This window comes from Amycolatopsis sp. NPDC059027 (assembly GCF_042739735.1).
GTDB lineage: Bacteria > Actinomycetota > Actinomycetes > Mycobacteriales > Pseudonocardiaceae > Amycolatopsis.
The window spans coordinates 111,787-126,307 of record NZ_JBHYIK010000004.1 but is presented as its reverse complement, the minus strand read 5'-3'; the positions used below and the strand labels follow the sequence as shown (position 1 = coordinate 126,307).

13 protein-coding genes and 1 pseudogene are annotated in these 14,521 nt (G+C 70.0%); 10 read left to right on the top strand and 4 right to left on the bottom strand.

Annotation, left to right across the window (positions count from 1 at the left end):
• Positions 1-110: 110 nt before the first annotated feature.
• A complete protein-coding gene (locus ACFWY9_RS04240; RefSeq protein WP_378331710.1) occupies positions 111-1,334 on the bottom strand; it encodes a PucR family transcriptional regulator in 1,224 nt (407 codons plus the stop codon).
• Between the two features lie 174 nt (positions 1,335-1,508).
• Here ACFWY9_RS04240 and ACFWY9_RS04235 point away from each other — a divergent pair, with 174 nt between their 5' ends.
• Positions 1,509-2,489, top strand: coding sequence for an NADPH:quinone reductase (locus ACFWY9_RS04235; RefSeq protein ID WP_378338114.1), 981 nt, complete (start codon positions 1,509-1,511; stop codon positions 2,487-2,489).
• A gap of 85 nt (positions 2,490-2,574) precedes the next feature.
• Positions 2,575-3,330 carry an SDR family NAD(P)-dependent oxidoreductase gene (locus tag ACFWY9_RS04230; RefSeq protein ID WP_378338113.1) on the top strand — a complete coding sequence of 252 codons (756 nt, stop codon included), beginning with the start codon at positions 2,575-2,577 and terminating at the stop codon, positions 3,328-3,330.
• Here the strand turns inward: ACFWY9_RS04230 and ACFWY9_RS04225 are convergent.
• Complete coding sequence (locus ACFWY9_RS04225; protein WP_378331707.1) at positions 3,305-4,036, bottom strand: helix-turn-helix domain-containing protein; 732 nt, start codon at positions 4,034-4,036, stop codon at positions 3,305-3,307. The two genes, ACFWY9_RS04230 and ACFWY9_RS04225, sit on opposite strands and share 26 nt — an antisense overlap.
• 196 nt (positions 4,037-4,232) lie before the next feature.
• Here ACFWY9_RS04225 and ACFWY9_RS04220 point away from each other — a divergent pair.
• Positions 4,233-5,422, top strand: a pseudogene (locus ACFWY9_RS04220) (cytochrome P450).
• A gap of 11 nt (positions 5,423-5,433) precedes the next feature.
• Here ACFWY9_RS04220 and ACFWY9_RS04215 read toward each other — a convergent pair.
• Positions 5,434-6,015: a TetR/AcrR family transcriptional regulator gene (locus ACFWY9_RS04215; protein WP_378338112.1), complete on the bottom strand. Its 582-nt coding sequence runs from the start codon at positions 6,013-6,015 to the stop codon at positions 5,434-5,436.
• A gap of 83 nt (positions 6,016-6,098) precedes the next feature.
• Positions 6,099-6,833 (bottom strand): TetR/AcrR family transcriptional regulator, encoded by a 735-nt coding sequence (locus tag ACFWY9_RS04210; protein ID WP_378338111.1) that lies wholly within the window; start codon positions 6,831-6,833, stop codon positions 6,099-6,101.
• Between the two features lie 81 nt (positions 6,834-6,914).
• Here ACFWY9_RS04210 and ACFWY9_RS04205 point away from each other — a divergent pair, with 81 nt between their 5' ends.
• From ACFWY9_RS04205 to ACFWY9_RS04175, 7 genes are all read left to right on the top strand, one after another.
• On the top strand, positions 6,915-8,450 hold the full coding sequence (locus ACFWY9_RS04205; protein WP_378338110.1) for an FAD-dependent monooxygenase: 1,536 nt from the start codon (positions 6,915-6,917) through the stop codon (positions 8,448-8,450).
• Positions 8,451-8,575: 125 nt separating this feature from the next.
• Positions 8,576-9,313, top strand: coding sequence for a hypothetical protein (locus tag ACFWY9_RS04200; RefSeq protein WP_378338109.1), 738 nt, complete (start codon positions 8,576-8,578; stop codon positions 9,311-9,313).
• Positions 9,310-9,696, top strand: coding sequence for a hypothetical protein (locus tag ACFWY9_RS04195; RefSeq protein WP_378338108.1), 387 nt, complete (start codon positions 9,310-9,312; stop codon positions 9,694-9,696). The genes ACFWY9_RS04200 and ACFWY9_RS04195 overlap by 4 nt, the downstream gene beginning before the upstream one ends.
• A 10-nt stretch (positions 9,697-9,706) precedes the next feature.
• Entirely contained in the window at positions 9,707-9,862 is a 156-nt protein-coding gene (locus tag ACFWY9_RS04190) for a hypothetical protein (RefSeq protein ID WP_378338107.1), read from the top strand.
• A 26-nt stretch (positions 9,863-9,888) separates the two neighbouring features.
• Complete coding sequence (locus ACFWY9_RS04185; RefSeq protein WP_378338106.1) at positions 9,889-12,228, top strand: ATP-binding protein; 2,340 nt, start codon at positions 9,889-9,891, stop codon at positions 12,226-12,228.
• A gap of 244 nt (positions 12,229-12,472) precedes the next feature.
• Positions 12,473-13,615, top strand: coding sequence for a serine hydrolase domain-containing protein (locus ACFWY9_RS04180; protein ID WP_378324608.1), 1,143 nt, complete (start codon positions 12,473-12,475; stop codon positions 13,613-13,615).
• Positions 13,616-13,855: 240 nt separating this feature from the next.
• Entirely contained in the window at positions 13,856-14,464 is a 609-nt protein-coding gene (locus tag ACFWY9_RS04175; RefSeq protein WP_378324609.1) for a DUF6801 domain-containing protein, read from the top strand.
• The last annotated feature ends 57 nt before the right edge of the window (positions 14,465-14,521 follow it).

The following is a 14,521-nucleotide window of genomic DNA, read 5'->3' as shown; positions in this document are numbered from 1 at the left end:
CGGCCCTGGTCCTGCGCCCGGGTGCCGTTCCGTCAACCGTCGGGGCGTCTGACGCCCGTAAGGTGGCCTTAACGGCATCTCCGGGAGGCGCGTGTGTGTCCTGTTTGGACCTAGCCGGGCAGGCGCCGGATGATCAGCGCCGCGCCGATGTGCTGCAGCTGGGCGGGATCGGCAGGGTCGAGACCGGTCAGCGTGACCGCGCGGCGGACGCGGTAGTCGACGGTGTTCGGGTGGACGTGCAGCTGGGCCGCGGTCCGCCGCCGGTTGAGCCCGAGCCGGACGTAGGTTTCCAGCGTCGCCAGCAGATCCTGATGCGTTTCCAGCGGTTCGAGCAGCCCGCCGAGTTCGGCCCGTGCCGGGCTCGGGCGGGTCAGCTGGTACTCCAGCATGAGATCGGCCAGCCGGTAGAAGCCGCGACCGCGGCCGAACGCCTCGGCCAGCTCGACGAGGTCGCGCGCCTGGTCCGCCGCGCCGGGCACCTCGGTGGGCCCGGCGAGTACCCCACCCGCCGTGACGTCGACCTCGGCCGCCTGGCCGAGCCGGGTGACCAGCATTTCGTCGGCGGACCAGTTGTGCTCGGCGGTGTTGTCCGGGATCAGCACGGTTCCGCCGGACGCGTCGAGCAGCGACAGCACCGGATCCCCCGCGGTGCGGGCGAGTTCCGTGGTGGCCCGGTGGATCTTGTGCTGGGTGGCCATCGCCCCGTCGGTACCGGGCCGGTCCTCGGCCGGATGGCGGCCGAAACGCAGGTGGAGTACCAGGAATCGGCTCGGGAGCGGGATTTCGGCCCGGCGCGCCGCACCGTCCGGGGGATCACCGCGCAGCAGCGCCGAAAGCAGTGCGTGCCGGCGGCGCTGTCCATCGATATCCCGCTGGTGCCGTTCTTCGAGGTACGTGGCCGTGACGGCGGTGCTCGCGCAGGCGAGGCAGCCGAGCAGGAGTTCGGTGCAGGCCACGACGTCGGCCAGATCCTCGGCGGTCGCCTCGGCGACCAGCTCGCGCCAAGCCACCATGGTGCTGGTGTGACAGGTGGACAGCACGGTGTCCAGCGGAATTCCTTCGTTCGCCCGGCGGGCGGCGGAGGAGGCGAGTGGTCCGGCCAGCGCCGCCGGGCCGGGGGTGGTGCGATCACGGAGTGATTCGGCGATCAGGCGGAGGTTTTCTTCGACGGATTCGGCGATGGTCTCCCGTTCTCGCACCGGAAAGCCTGCCGGAGAGCCGGTTTCGTCGCCGATCCGGTCGGCCAGCCGGTGCGCCAGTCTTCGGCGTTCGGCGTGGAGCCACTGATGGAGCACCTTGCCGCCGATGGTGAGCGGCTCGTGGTGGTCGGTCACCAGACCCGTCTACCACCGTCGGCGCCGGGGTGTTTGCTCCGTACGGGTGCGATTTGCCGGTAAAGGGTTTGCCCGTTGCCGGGCAAACACGTTTCTTCGCCCGGTCCACAGTGCACACCGAGCAGGCCGGTCACGGCCCTGCCACAGGCCGTGGCGGCCGGTATGGTCGTGATCATGCTGGCCGGATTTGTCGAGCACCTTGGCGGGCCGGACGAGATCCGGTTCGGCGAACTCCCCGAACCGCGGCCGGGTCCGTCGGACGTCCTCGTCGAGGTGCTGGCGACCACGGTCAACCACGTCGACACGTTCGTCCGGTCCGGGCTTGTTCCCGTTCCCGTCACGTTCCCGTTCGTGCTGGGCCGCGATCTCGTCGGCCGGGTGCTCGAGGCGGGCCCCGGCGCGCCGGGCTTCGCGGACGGCGATCTGGTGTGGTGCAACAGCCTTGGCCACGGCGGCCGCCAGGGTGCCGCGGCCGAGCGGGTGGTCGTCCCCGCCGACCGGCTGTATCCGCTGCCCCCGGACACCGATCCGGTCGACGCCGTCGCCGTCGTCCATCCGGCCGCCACCGCGTATCTGGCGCTGGTCACCCACGGCCGGGTGCGGGCGGGCGAGACCGTGGTGATCGCGGGCGCGGCGGGCAACGTCGGCAGCGCGCTGGTCGAACTCGCCGTCGAAGCGGGCGCGAAGGTGATCGCGACGGCGTCGGGCGCGGATCTCGAGTACTGCCTCGGCCTCGGCGCGTCGGCGGCCTACGACTACCACGATCCCCGGCTGCCCGGATGCCTGCGCGGGGTCGCGGATCTCCATATCGACACCTCCGGCACCAACGATTTCGACGCCGCTGTCGAGATGCTGGCCTTCCGCGGCCGGATCGTGCTGCTCGCCGGGGCGCAGAGCAGGCCGGTGCTGCCCGCGGGTGAGCTGTACACCCACGATCGTTCGGTCATCGGCTTCGCCATTTCCAACGCCACCTCCGCGGAGCTGGCCGAAGCCGCCGTCGCGCTCAACCGGCATTTCGCGCGCGGCGGGCTGCGGCCGCGGATCGTCGAGCTCGGCTCGCTCGGCGAACTGGCCGGGGCACATCGCCGGCTGGAACGCGGGGAGCTGCACGGCCGCCGGATAGTGCTGCTCACCGAGGCCGCCAGAAAAACCTGAGCGGCCGATGTCGATCGCCGGACCGCCCGTTCGACGCGTCTGGTGAAAGGCCCGCGAAGGGCGGGCCGCGGACGGGAGGTAACGCATGATGCTCGCGGGCAAGAACGCGGTGGTCTACGGCGCGGGCGGGGCGATCGGGGGCGCGGTGGCCCGAGCGTTCGCGCGCGAAGGGGCGACGGTGTTCCTCACCGGCCGGACGGCGGCGAAGCTCGACAAAGTCGCCGAGGACATCTGTGCCGCGGGCGGTGAGGCCGAGACCGCCGTGGTCGACGCGCTGGACGAGCAGGCCGTCGACGCGCACGCCGACGCCGTCGCGGCGAAGGCGGGAAGCCTCGACATCTCCTTCAACCTCATCACCCACGGCGACGTCCAGGGCACGCCGATGGCCGAGATGTCGGCCGCCGACTATCTCCAGCCGGTCGAAACCGGTGTGCGCACGACGTTTCTCACCGCGCGGGCGGCCGCACGGCACATGAAACGGCAGCGGTCCGGGGTGATCCTGGTGTTCGGCGGGGACGGCGACCCGGTGCGCGAGTTCCACGTCGGCGGCCTGCAGGCCGGGTTCGCCGCGCTCGAAGCGATGCGGCGGCAGATCTCCGCCGAGCTCGGGCCGTACGGGGTGCGCGCGGTGACCCTGCGGACCGGCGGCATCGCGGAGGTCGTCCCACCGGACATGCCGGGCGGAAAGGAAATCGTCGAGAGCTTGGAGAAGGCGACGATGCTCGGCCGCGCGGCGACGCTGGAGGACGTCGGGAACGTCGCGGCGTTCGTCGCCTCCGACAAGGCACGCAGCATGACCGCGGCCACCGCCAACATCAGCTGCGGGGCGCTGGTGGACTGACCCGCCGCGCCGTGACCACCCGCCGCCAGTGCTCGGCCGCCTCGGTCATCTCATGCCCGAGGTGCTCGAAGATCTCGCCCATCTCGTCGAGCCGGGCACCGGTGGGGGTGGTGGTGCCGAGCAGTCCGGCGCCGCGCCGGGCGGCGTGCCCCCACTGCTCGACCGAGCGGAAGCTCGCCGCCCACGCGCGGTACCAGGCATCCCCGTCGACCACGTACCGCTCGCGCCGCCGGGAATCCCGCACCCGCGTCAGCAGTTCCATCTTTTCCAGGTACGCCACGGCTTTCGAGACCGACGCGGGGCTGACGCCGAGCCGGTGCGCGAGTTCGGCGGCGGTCCGGCTGCCGGTGTCGCTCAGGTACAGCGACACGAACACCCGCGACATCATCCGCGGGAAGCCCGACTGCGTCATCATCGCCGCGAACTCCCGCTCGAACTCGTCGATCGACGCGACGTCCCGGCCCTCGACGGCTTCGGTGGACGCTGCGGCCGAGGCGGACAGCCCACCGCGACGGGCACGCCGTCCCGTCGCCAGCTGGGCGTAGTCCGCCCGGTAACCGCGCGCGCCGCCGTTGCGGGACACCTCGCGGCTGACGGTCGACGTCGGCCTGCCGAGCCGCCGGGCGATTTCGGCGTACCCCAGCCCATCGGCGAGCCCCGCCGCGATCCTCTGCCGGTCCTCGGGACTCAGGCGGCCTCCCGGCATTCTCGCCTCCTGGTGCGTTCACCGGCAGTCATTGCAATTCCGCCGCTACTCGTTGCATTCGCTGTCAGGATCATTGCAATGATTCGCGCGAAAATCCATAAGTACTCCCAAAAACCGTAGTTGCCAAAGTGACGCTGCAGGAAACACAACCTAGCGTGGGAAGTACCGAATCCTGATGAGCACCGAGGAAACCACCATGACCCAGCCCGCCGCCGAACCACTGCCCATGACCCGCGTGCCCGGCCGTCCGTTCGACCCGCCCGCGGAACTGGCGAAGCTGCGCCAGAACCAGCCGCTGAGCCGGATGGCCTACCCCGACGGACATGTCGGCTGGCTGGCGACCAGCCACGAGCTGGTCCGCGCGGTACTGGCCGATTCCCGGTTCAGTGCCAGGGCCGACCTTGCGCACCCGCCGCTCCCCGGCACCGGCGACAGCGCGGGACGGCCCGCCCCGCCCGGCATCTTCACCCAGACCGACCCGCCCGAGCACACCCGCTACCGCCGCCTGCTCACCGGCCAGTTCACCGTGCGCCGCATGCGCCTGCTGACCGAACGCGTCGAGGAGATCACCGCCGCCTGCCTGGACGAGATGGAACGCGCCGGCGACACCGCCGATCTCCGGCGGGCGTTCGCGCTGCCGATCCCCGGCCAGGTGATCTGCGAGCTGCTCGGCGTGCCGGAGTCCGGCCGGGAGCGGTTCCAGGACGAGGCCCAGGTGCTCATGCAGGCCGACTCCTCCCCGGAGGAACGCTTCGCCGTCTACACCGCGATGCAGGACTACCTGCGGGAACTGGTGCTCGCCAAACGCGCCGAGCCGACCGACGACCTGCTCGGCGGTCTCGCCGGGAGCGACCTCACCGACGAGGAACTCACCAACATCGCCTTCACCCTGCTGGGCGCGGGCTTCGACACCACCGCCAACATGATCACGCTCGGTGCCTTCGCCCTGCTCGAAAACCCCGCGCTGATCCCGGAACTGGCCGGAAACGCCGACGCGATGGTCGAGGAACTGTTGCGCTACCTCAGTATCGTCCCGTGCACGGTCCGGGTCGCGCTGGAGGACGTCGAACTGGCCGGACAGCTCGTCAAGGCGGGCGAGGCCGTCACGGTGTCGGTGCCGGCGGCCAATCACGATCCGGCACGGTTCCCCGATCCGGAGGTGCTCGACCCGCACCGGCCACAGCCGGGCACGTCGCGTTCGGGCACGGCATCCACCAGTGCCTCGGCCAGCAGCTGGCGCGGGTCGAGATGCGGGTCGCGCTACCCGCGTTGTTCGCTCGGTTCCCCGAACTGCGGCTGGCCGTCCCGGCCGGGGACGTGCCGCTGGGGACCACCATGCTGATCTACGGGGTCCACGAACTCCCGGTCACGTGGGCCGCAGGCTGACCCTGCCGCGGTCAGAGCTCCCGCAGACTGTCCAATTCGGACTCGAAAAGGGCGGCAGGGTCGAGGTCCAACCCGGCGAACTGGCCGGCGAGCTCCAGGGACAGCACGCCGTGCACACGGGTCCAGAAGGCCATCGCGCGTCGCGTCGCCATCTCCGGGGCCGTCTCGGCGTCCGGCGAGGCGGCGAGCAGCACCGCCATGATCTCGTCGGCGATCGTGGTGGTGTCGGCCGGGGCGTGGTAGCCGGGCACGGGCGTGCCGTAGATGAGGAAGTACCGCTGGGGATCCTCGAGCGCCCAGGCACGAACGGTGCGGCCGAGGCGGGGGAGGTCGGCGTCGCCGGCCGCGGCCACCTCGGCCAGGGCGTCGGCCAAGCTGCGGTAGGCGTCCCTGATGAGTTCGGTGATCAGGTCGTGGCGGCTGGCGTAGTAGCGGTAGAGCGCGGGCCCGCTCATCCCCAGTTGCTTGGCGATCGCGTTGAGCGACAGCGCGGACGCCCCCGACGTGGCGATCTGCTCCCACGCCTGTTCCTTGATCTCCGTGCGCATCTGCGCCCGGTACCGCTCGCGTGGCGACGTCGCGGCGTTCGCCATGGCCACCTCCGTCCCTCGTGGTTACAGGCCTTAACCAAGGATATTAGCTGTAAAGAACGTGAAGGATCCGCTTGAAGGGCCGACTATGGACGGACGGCGCGAGATCGGTGTCCTTCCATGCTCGCCGCGAGGCCGGTGAGGACACGGTCGAGGCCGAGCGCGAAACCACGCTCCAGCCGGTCCGCCGCATGTGGGCTCTCGGCTTCGACGATGACACGGGTGAAGCGGGGATAGCGGCCGCTGCCGATGATCGCCGGGCCGTACTCGCCCTGCTGTTCCATCCACTCGTCGTGGCTCAGACCGGTGCGGCGGACGGCCTCCTCCTCGGCCAGTTCGGCGAGGACATGGCCGCGGACGAACGCGGAAACCGTGTCGAGACAGAGCAACATCTCGTCGGCGGACAGGGCGAGCCCGTCGAACACCGACAAGGCCTGTTCCAGCCCGGCGAGACTGTGCGGACCGTGCGTCGGCCTGCCCGCGGACAGCCCGGCGAACCAGCGGTGCCGCAGCGCCGTCTCCCGCTGCAGATGGGCCAGCGCGGTCAGATCGGCACGCCAGTCGCCGCTGGGCGAGAAGCCGGTCCGCTCACCCAGCACGGCGTCGATCATCAGCTCGAAGATCTCGTCCTTCCTGCGGACATACCGGTAGAGCGACGCGGCGCCCGCGCCGAGTTCGGTGGCGATCCGGCGCATCGACAACGCGTCGAGGCCCTCGGCGTCGGCGATCCGCACGGCGGCCTTCGCGACGTCGTCGCGGCTGAACGCCGGTTTGGGGCCCCGGGTCCCGTGCTCGGGCCGCATCCAGATCACCTCGTCCACGACCATGATTATTGCGAACGATGTTTGGGGTTTGCTAGTCTGGGGTAACTGCGAACATCGTTTCTAGTTTTTGGGGGAGACATGGACTACGACGTCGTCGTCGCGGGCGCGGGGCCGGTCGGCCTGCTGCTCGCGGCCGAACTGCGGCTCGGTGGCGCGCGGGTGCTGGTGCTCGAACGCGAAAGCGACCCGGCGCAGCCGCGGAAGGCGGGTTCGATGGGGGCGCGCGCCCTCAACGGGCCAACGGTCGCCGCGTTGCATCTCCGTGGTCTTGTGCCCGCGATTCGCGAAAACGCTTTCTTCTGGTACGACCCGGCGGAAACGCCGGAACCCGGGCCCGAGGGCGTGGAAGCCGGGGAGGTGTTCGCCGGGCACTTCGCCGGGATCGGCATCCGCGCGGATCGGCTGGACTTCGCCGATCCCGAGTTCACCGGCGAACCGCTCAGTGCCGGGGTCGTCGCCCAGCAGGACCTCGAAACCGTCCTCGGCAGGCACGCGCGGGAACTCGGTGCCGAAATCCGCAGGGGTGTGGCTGTGAGCGGCTTCGTCGCCGGCGAGGACAGGGTCCGGGTGCGGGCGGGGGATGACGAGATCGAGGCGGGCTGGCTGGTCGGCTGCGACGGCGGTCGCAGTACGGTCCGCAAGCTCGCGGGGTTTGATTTCCCCGGCGTGGACCCGATTTTCACCGGACGTCAGGCCATTGTGGACATGGAAGGTGGTGAAGAGCTGACGGCGCCGGACTGGCGGCCGGGTGTGAACGGGTCCTATGTGGTCGGTGGCTGGGCCGAGGACGGCAAGTCACGCGTGCACACCGTCGAATTCACCCCGCCACCGGCCGATCGGGATTCCGAGGTCACCGCCGCCGAAATCCAGGAGAGCCTGCGCCGGGTGAGCGGAACCGGCGTCACGGTCACCGCCGTCCACGCCGCGACCCGCTACGCCGACACCACCCGTCAGGCGGAAACCTACCGCCGTGGCCGCGTCCTGCTTGCGGGCGACGCCGCCCACGTGCATTCGCCCGCGGGCGGTCAGGGGCTCAATCTCGGCCTCGGCGACGCGATGAACCTCGGCTGGAAGCTCGCCGCCGTCGCGCGGGGTTTCGCCCCGATGTCCCTTGTGGACACTTACACCGCCGAACAGTGGCCGATCGGCGCCTGGGTCCAGCGGTGGAGCATGGCGCAGACCGCGGCCGGCGTGCCCGGCGATCCCCGCGTCGCCGCGTTGCGCGACGTGCTGGCCGATCTTCTCGACACCCCGCACGGCGCGACGTACGTGGTCAAGAAGATCGGCGGCGGCTGGCAGCGGTACGACCTCCCCGGCGACCATCCCCTGATCGGCCGCCGGGCGCCCGACTTCGTCTTGGCCGACGGGACAACCTTCGCCCAACACGCCGCGACAGGTGCGGGACTCGTGCTCGATCCTCGCGGTGAAACGGGCGAAGTCGCCGAAGCGTGGGGCGACCGGGTCACCGTCGTCACCGCGGCGCCCACGCAGTTCCCCGGCACGCCGCCCGCGTTCGTCCGCCCGGATGGCTACATCGCCTGGGTGAGCGGCGGACGGGAGACGCTCGCGGAATCCCTGCGGTGCTGGCTCGGTGCGCCGGCTTCGTCCCGATGACCGGGAATCTGCCATTCCTGCCACTGATAAGTCCTGTGGCGTCGGACTCTTCTGCGCGCGTCTTCGGGTGGCTACGGTGAGATTCGCACCATTCGCGTGTGTCACCTCTGATGGGGAGATGATTTATGTCGCGTATCCGTCTGCTGTTCGCCCTCGTCGCCGCGACGCTGCTCGCGGTGGCGGTGCCCGCGACGGCGGCCCCGTCCCCGAATCCCGCCAAACCCTATGGCGTCGAAGGCCTGTATCTGCTCAACAGCAGGTACAACGGTGACATCGGCGCCACCCGAGGCTGGCAGGTCACCTGGAAGGTGCCCGCGGTCAGCAACGGCAAGGACGCCTGGGGCGCGGTCGGCGAGTGGTACTACAACCTCGAATCCGGGATCTACTACAACAACGACGTCGGCTGGGCCGTGTACTTCTTCGGCGATGACAACGGCTTGGAGAACAACCCCGACTGCACACCGACCTGGTCGACCGGCAGCATCTGCCGGGGCCTCTCGCACCTGGCGGTCGGCAAACAGCTGACGTTCACCTACGAGTACTGCAAGTCCGACAGTCAGATCTGCCTCTACGTCGATCTCCAGGACGGCAAGGGCCGCCGGTTCCTGGCCTCGGACAAGCGCAGCACCGTCGAGATGTACGCCCACGACATCGAGACCTTCGCCGACGGCAACCGCGTCGAGCCGAAGATCCCGTGCGACAAGCCGACCAAGATGGTCAAGCAGTCGGTCAAGGGCACCGACGGCAAGTGGACGACCATGACCGGGAACAAGTGGAAGTTCGAGGACACCAGTCCCCGCTACCAGTTCCGCAACGTCAAGACGTCGGCGAACCCGGCGAACTGGGAAAGCTGCTCGGAATGATCTGGCCCGCCGCGCCGGCCGCGCAGCCGGATAACGTCGTGCCCGCCGGGCAGGTGCTCGACCTGCGTGGCAGCGCCGCGACGCGGCTGCTCGCCGGCGCGGCGGCCAACGGTGATCACCGCGTCACGGCCACGGTCACCTTCACCGACGGCACCGTCGGGCAGGCCGACCTGTCCTTCGGCGACTGGGTGTTCCCCGGTGGCGCCACGACCCGTGTGTTCGAAAACACCCGCCTCGCGCGCACCGACCACCGCAACCCACGAGGCACCGGGACATCGGTCTACGCGAGCACACCGTGCGAGGCACCCGCGGGGCGAACACCTCGCCACGATCACGATGCCGAACGACGCGAACCTCGACGTCGTCACGATCGGACGGGCTGAGGCCAGTCCGGTGAAGTCTGTGATCGCAGCCGTCGTGATGGTGGTCGTCGTCGGGTGTGACGCCTTCGAGGCCGCCAGTACCGCGGCGGCTGCGGTGGACAAGGCCAGCGTGTCCCAAGAGGACGTCAGTCCGTTGTCGGCGGCTGAACGCGGGGACGAGAAGTAAGATGTGTGAGCGACGTGGAGCGGCGTATGGCGACGGCTGCCGAATCTGGGGCGCGTGGTCTGCCGGTGCGCTTGACCAGCTGGGTGGGACGGCGTCAGGAGGTCGCCGAGCTGCGGAATCTGCTGCGCGGCGAGCGGTTGGTGACCGTGGTGGGCCCGCCCGGCGTGGGCAAGACCCGCCTGGCCGCGCAGGTGACCTCCCCGGCTGCGGGAGGATTCCCGGACGGGGTGGCGTTCGTCGAGCTGGCCGAACTCGCCGACGCCGGGCTGGTGGCGAACACGGTCGCGGTGGCGCTCGGGTTGCCTGGTGCCGGGACGCCGGCGCTGGTGGCCGCGTCGCGGGAGCGGCGGACGCTGCTGGTGCTGGACAACTGCGAGCATCTGATCGACGCCTGTGCCGAGCTGGTCGCGGCGATGCTGCGGGCCTGCCCGAGGCTGGTCGTGCTGGCGACCAGCAGGCAGCCCCTCGGTGTGGCCGGTGAGCGGCTGTTCGTGTTGTCACCGCTGGCGGTTCCGGATCCGGACGAGGTCCGGTCGGCCGCCGAGCTCACGCGTTACAGCGCGGTGTCGTTGTTCGCCGACCGGGTCCGGGCGGTCCTGCCGTCCTTCGAGATCACCGAGGACAACTATCCGGATGTCGCCCGGCTGTGCCGCGGTTTGGAGGGGTTGCCGCTGGCGATCGAGCTGGCCGCGGTCCGTGTCCGGTCGCTGTCGGTGCGGCAGCTGTCCGACCGGCTGGGCACCCGGTTGTCGCTGCTGACCGGCGTCACGCGTGCGGCGCCGCAACGGCAGCGCACGTTGCGTGGCACCGTCGACTGGAGCTATCGGCTGTGCACACCGCAAGAGCGGCTGGTGTGGGCGCGGGCCTCGGTGTTCGCCGGATCGTTCGACCTGGACGCGGCCGAGCGGGTGTGCGGTGGTGCCGGGGTCGAGCCGGACGCCGTGGTGGACCTGATCGACGGCCTGGTCGGCAAGTCGGTGCTGGCAGTGCGGGAGCACGCCGGGGAAAACCGGTATCGCATGCTGGAGACGCTGCGGGAGTACGGCCGGGAGCAGCTGCCCGCCGAGGAGCTGCGGCGGGTGGGCCGCCGGCATCGGGACTGCTACGCCGCCCGGGCACGCCGGGTGCGTGAGGCGGAGGGATCGCCGGACACGCTGCCGCTGTGCCACCGGCTGCGGCCGGACCATCCGAACCTGCGGGTCGCCCTCGAGTTCTGCCTCCGTACCCCTGGCGAGGCCGACGCCGGTGTCGCGATGACGACCGACCTGCACCTGTACTGGCAGATGGGGCGCCTGAACGCCGAGGCCCGGACCTGGCTGGACCGGCTGCTGCCGAACGCCTCGCCCGACGGTCCGCGGAAATGCCTGGCCCTGCTGTACAGCGCCGACTATCGCCTGCACGAAGGCGCCTTGGAACGGTGCGCCGAACTGGTGGCCGAAGCGACCGACCTCGCGGCCCGTACGGGCGACGAGGCACTGGTCGCGCGAGCCCGGTTCACCGCCGGGTTTCTCGCCGAGTGCCAGGGCGATCCCGGCCACGCCGCCGGGATCTTCTCGGCCGCGGTGGCCGGATTCCGCGCGGCGGGCAACCGGCGGGGCGAGCTCATCGCGCTCAACCACCAGGGCTGGAGCACCGGTTTCTCCGGCGACCCGGACCGTGGCAGGGCCCTGGTGCGGGAGGGCCTGGTACGCGGTACCGAGTACGGCGACCGGTACGCCCGCGTCTACGCACTGGCCTCGCTGGTCATGCTCGAAGCCGAGTTCGGTGCCGCGACCACCGCCGCGCGCGACCTCCGGGCGCTGAAGGCGGCCATCGAGGAAACCGGACTGGATCGGTGGGACGTCGAATGGCTCGCCAGCGCGGGCTGGGTGGCCGGGCGCCTGGGCGACCACGCCCGCGCCGCCACGCTGTACGGGATCACCGAAACCGCCTGCCGTACCCAGGGCATCGCCATGCACACATTGGCGGCGTTCGAGATCCCGAACGCCCGGCACGTCCAGAGCAGCCGGGAAGCCCTCGGCGACCGCGAATTCGAGAAACACTTCACGAATGGCGCGGCGATGTCCGAACGCGACGCGCTGCGCTACGCCGGCGACACCCCCTCCCCGCGGGCCGGCACCGACCCGCTCACCGGGCGGCAACGCGAGATCGCCGAACTCGTCCGGCGAGGCCTGACCAACCGCCAGATCGCCGAGCACCTCGTCATTTCCCTGCGCACCGCGGAAACCCACGTCGCCCACATCATGACCAAACTCGGCTTCACCAACCGCACCCAGATCGCCGCCTGGGTCGTCGAGCGTCCTCCACCGCGTCGTCAAGCCGGATCTCGGGTGGGAGGCGGCGCGGTCGACAGGACGCGCCGGTGAGCGACCACTCGATGCTGTCAGGCCATCGGATCACACCGCCCCCGAAGCCGAGGGACGCCCTTGTCGCATCGTTCGGGATGTTCACCGCTCTCGCTTGTCTTCGAAATCCGCACGGCCCGGCGCTCACAAAGATGACAAATGATTCCGGGGATGGGGGATATCGGCCTGGGCAGTGTTGACACGGCTTCCCCGCCCCTCCACGCTTTCTTCCGCGTCCAGGGTTTTCCGAGTGGGAGGGACGGCAATGCCTTCTTTTGCTCGCCGCAGGGTTGTTTCCGCCGTGGCCGCCGCGGTGATGACCGTCGGCGCGGCCGTCGCGCCGAACGGCCCGGCTGTCGCCGGTCAGGTGGGCGGCAACCCGTATCCGGGCGCGGAATGGGAACGCGGCGATCCGGCCGCGGCCGGATTCGACCCGGTCAAACTGACGCGGATCGCCGAGGAACTGAAGGCGGACAAGACGAACTGCCTCGCGGTCGTCCGGCACGGGCGGCTGGTCGCCGACTGGTACTGGAACGGCACCGGTCCCGAGTCCGCGCAGGAGGTCTGGTCGGCGACCAAGTCGGTGTCGAGCACGCTGGTCGGCATCGCGCAGGCCGAACACAGGCTCGCCGTCGAGGACAAGGCGTCGCGCTACATTCCCTCCTGGGCGGGCACCCCGTCCGCCGACGTCACGGTCAAGGACCTGCTGAGCAACGACTCCGGACGGCACTGGAGCAGCTTCGCCGACGACGCCGTCAAGGTCTTCGCCGCGCGGGACCGGACCGCGTTCGCCGTCTCCCAGCGCCAGGACGTCCCGCCCGGCCAGTTCTGGGCCTACAACAACACCGCCATCCAGACACTCGACGCCGTGCTCCACACCGCCACCGGCGACAAGCCCGTCGACTACGCCAGGAAGAAACTCCTCGACCCGCTGGGCATGAGGCACTCGAACATGACCCAGGACCAGGCGGGCAACACCAATACGTTCATGGGCCTGCAGTCGACCTGCCAGGACATGGCCCGCTTCGGCTATCTCTTCCTGCGCAAGGGACAGTGGAACGACACCCAGCCCGTGCCCGCGCAGTGGGTCGCCGACGCCACCGGAAAGCCCTCGCAGGACATCAGCGCCGCCTACGGATACCTCTGGTGGCTCAACCGGCTCGGCCCCGTCGCCACCGTGCAGAAACCCATGACTCGCGACGAGAGCACGAAAGCCCCACGTACCCAACTCGTCCCGTCGGCCCCGCAGGACATGTACTGGGCACTCGGCCTCGGCGGCCAGATCCTCCAGATCGACCCCGGCTCGGACACCGTCGTCGTCCGCCTCGGCCCCGCCAACCTGACCGCCGCCTTCCCCACCCCGGCGAAAACCGCCAGGATCGTCACCGAGGCACTGGTCCGGCCGTGATGTCGTGCTCGTTCCGTCGTCCGGAACGTTGTTTCAGTGCGTGGGCGATCACCCGCGATACAGTTTCGCTTCGGCAATTCGTATGCGGGTTATGGTTTGTTTTCCTGTCCTGTGGACATTGATTCACGGCACTTGTCCTCGAATCGTCTACACATTAACGTCCCCCTCGGCGGGCAACCGGAAACCCGGATTGCAGCCCACGTTTCTCTTTCCTTCCCCGCACCGAAGAAAGGTCCGGAAATGTCATCCATGTTGAAAGCCGCCAAGCGTCCCGCGGCCAGAGCGGGCGTCCTCGCCACCGTCACGGCGGTCACCGTGGGGCTGCTCGGCGCCGGTACGGCGAGCGCCGCGGACAAGGAACTGACGTTCACCGGCGAGTTCCCGATCATCGGCACGCAGTCGGTGAAGACCGTCGTGCACGCGGACATCCCCGCGAGTGTCCAGCCCGGCGACACGGTCGACGTGCCGTTCAGCCTGGACGTGGACGCCGGTGCCTCGGCGGGTGACGGCCTGCGGCTGATCGGTGCCACGAAACTGTCCGGCACCATCACGTCCTCGGTGACGCTGACCGCGAACGGCGGCCAGACCGTCCCGCTCAGCGTCGAGGTACCGATCCCGGAAACTCCGGTGCCGGCGCAGGGTCCGCTCACTTTCAAGGCGGACGGCACCGTGAAGTTCACCATTCCGCAGGAAACCCCCACGGGTGAGGCGAAGACCACCGTGGACCCGAAGGCCGGCACCCACATCAAGACCGACGTGCAGGATCCGTCGCTGGCCGAGTTCGACGTCAACCTCCAGCTCGACCCGCCGGACCAGGACACCCTGCTCGGCACCACCCAGGTCGGCTGAGCGACCGGTGTTCCGGCGCGGTGGGGTGCTCCCCGCGCCCCACCGCATCCGGAGCGT

What these genes read in the sequence shown, in the direction of transcription:
- ACFWY9_RS04195 (WP_378338108.1), top strand. Translation starts at nt 9,310, where the DNA reads ATGATCTGGCCCGCCGCGCCGGCCGCGCAGCCGGATAACGTCGTGCCC.
- ACFWY9_RS04175 (WP_378324609.1), top strand. Translation starts at nt 13,856, where the DNA reads ATGTCATCCATGTTGAAAGCCGCCAAGCGTCCCGCGGCCAGAGCGGGC.
- ACFWY9_RS04225 (WP_378331707.1), bottom strand. Translation starts at nt 4,036, where the DNA reads ATGCCGGGAGGCCGCCTGAGTCCCGAGGACCGGCAGAGGATCGCGGCG.
- ACFWY9_RS04215 (WP_378338112.1), bottom strand. Translation starts at nt 6,015, where the DNA reads ATGGCGAACGCCGCGACGTCGCCACGCGAGCGGTACCGGGCGCAGATG.
- ACFWY9_RS04200 (WP_378338109.1), top strand. Translation starts at nt 8,576, where the DNA reads ATGTCGCGTATCCGTCTGCTGTTCGCCCTCGTCGCCGCGACGCTGCTC.
- ACFWY9_RS04230 (WP_378338113.1), top strand. Translation starts at nt 2,575, where the DNA reads ATGATGCTCGCGGGCAAGAACGCGGTGGTCTACGGCGCGGGCGGGGCG.
- ACFWY9_RS04235 (WP_378338114.1), top strand. Translation starts at nt 1,509, where the DNA reads ATGCTGGCCGGATTTGTCGAGCACCTTGGCGGGCCGGACGAGATCCGG.
- ACFWY9_RS04205 (WP_378338110.1), top strand. Translation starts at nt 6,915, where the DNA reads ATGGACTACGACGTCGTCGTCGCGGGCGCGGGGCCGGTCGGCCTGCTG.
- ACFWY9_RS04180 (WP_378324608.1), top strand. Translation starts at nt 12,473, where the DNA reads ATGCCTTCTTTTGCTCGCCGCAGGGTTGTTTCCGCCGTGGCCGCCGCG.
- ACFWY9_RS04185 (WP_378338106.1), top strand. Translation starts at nt 9,889, where the DNA reads ATGGCGACGGCTGCCGAATCTGGGGCGCGTGGTCTGCCGGTGCGCTTG.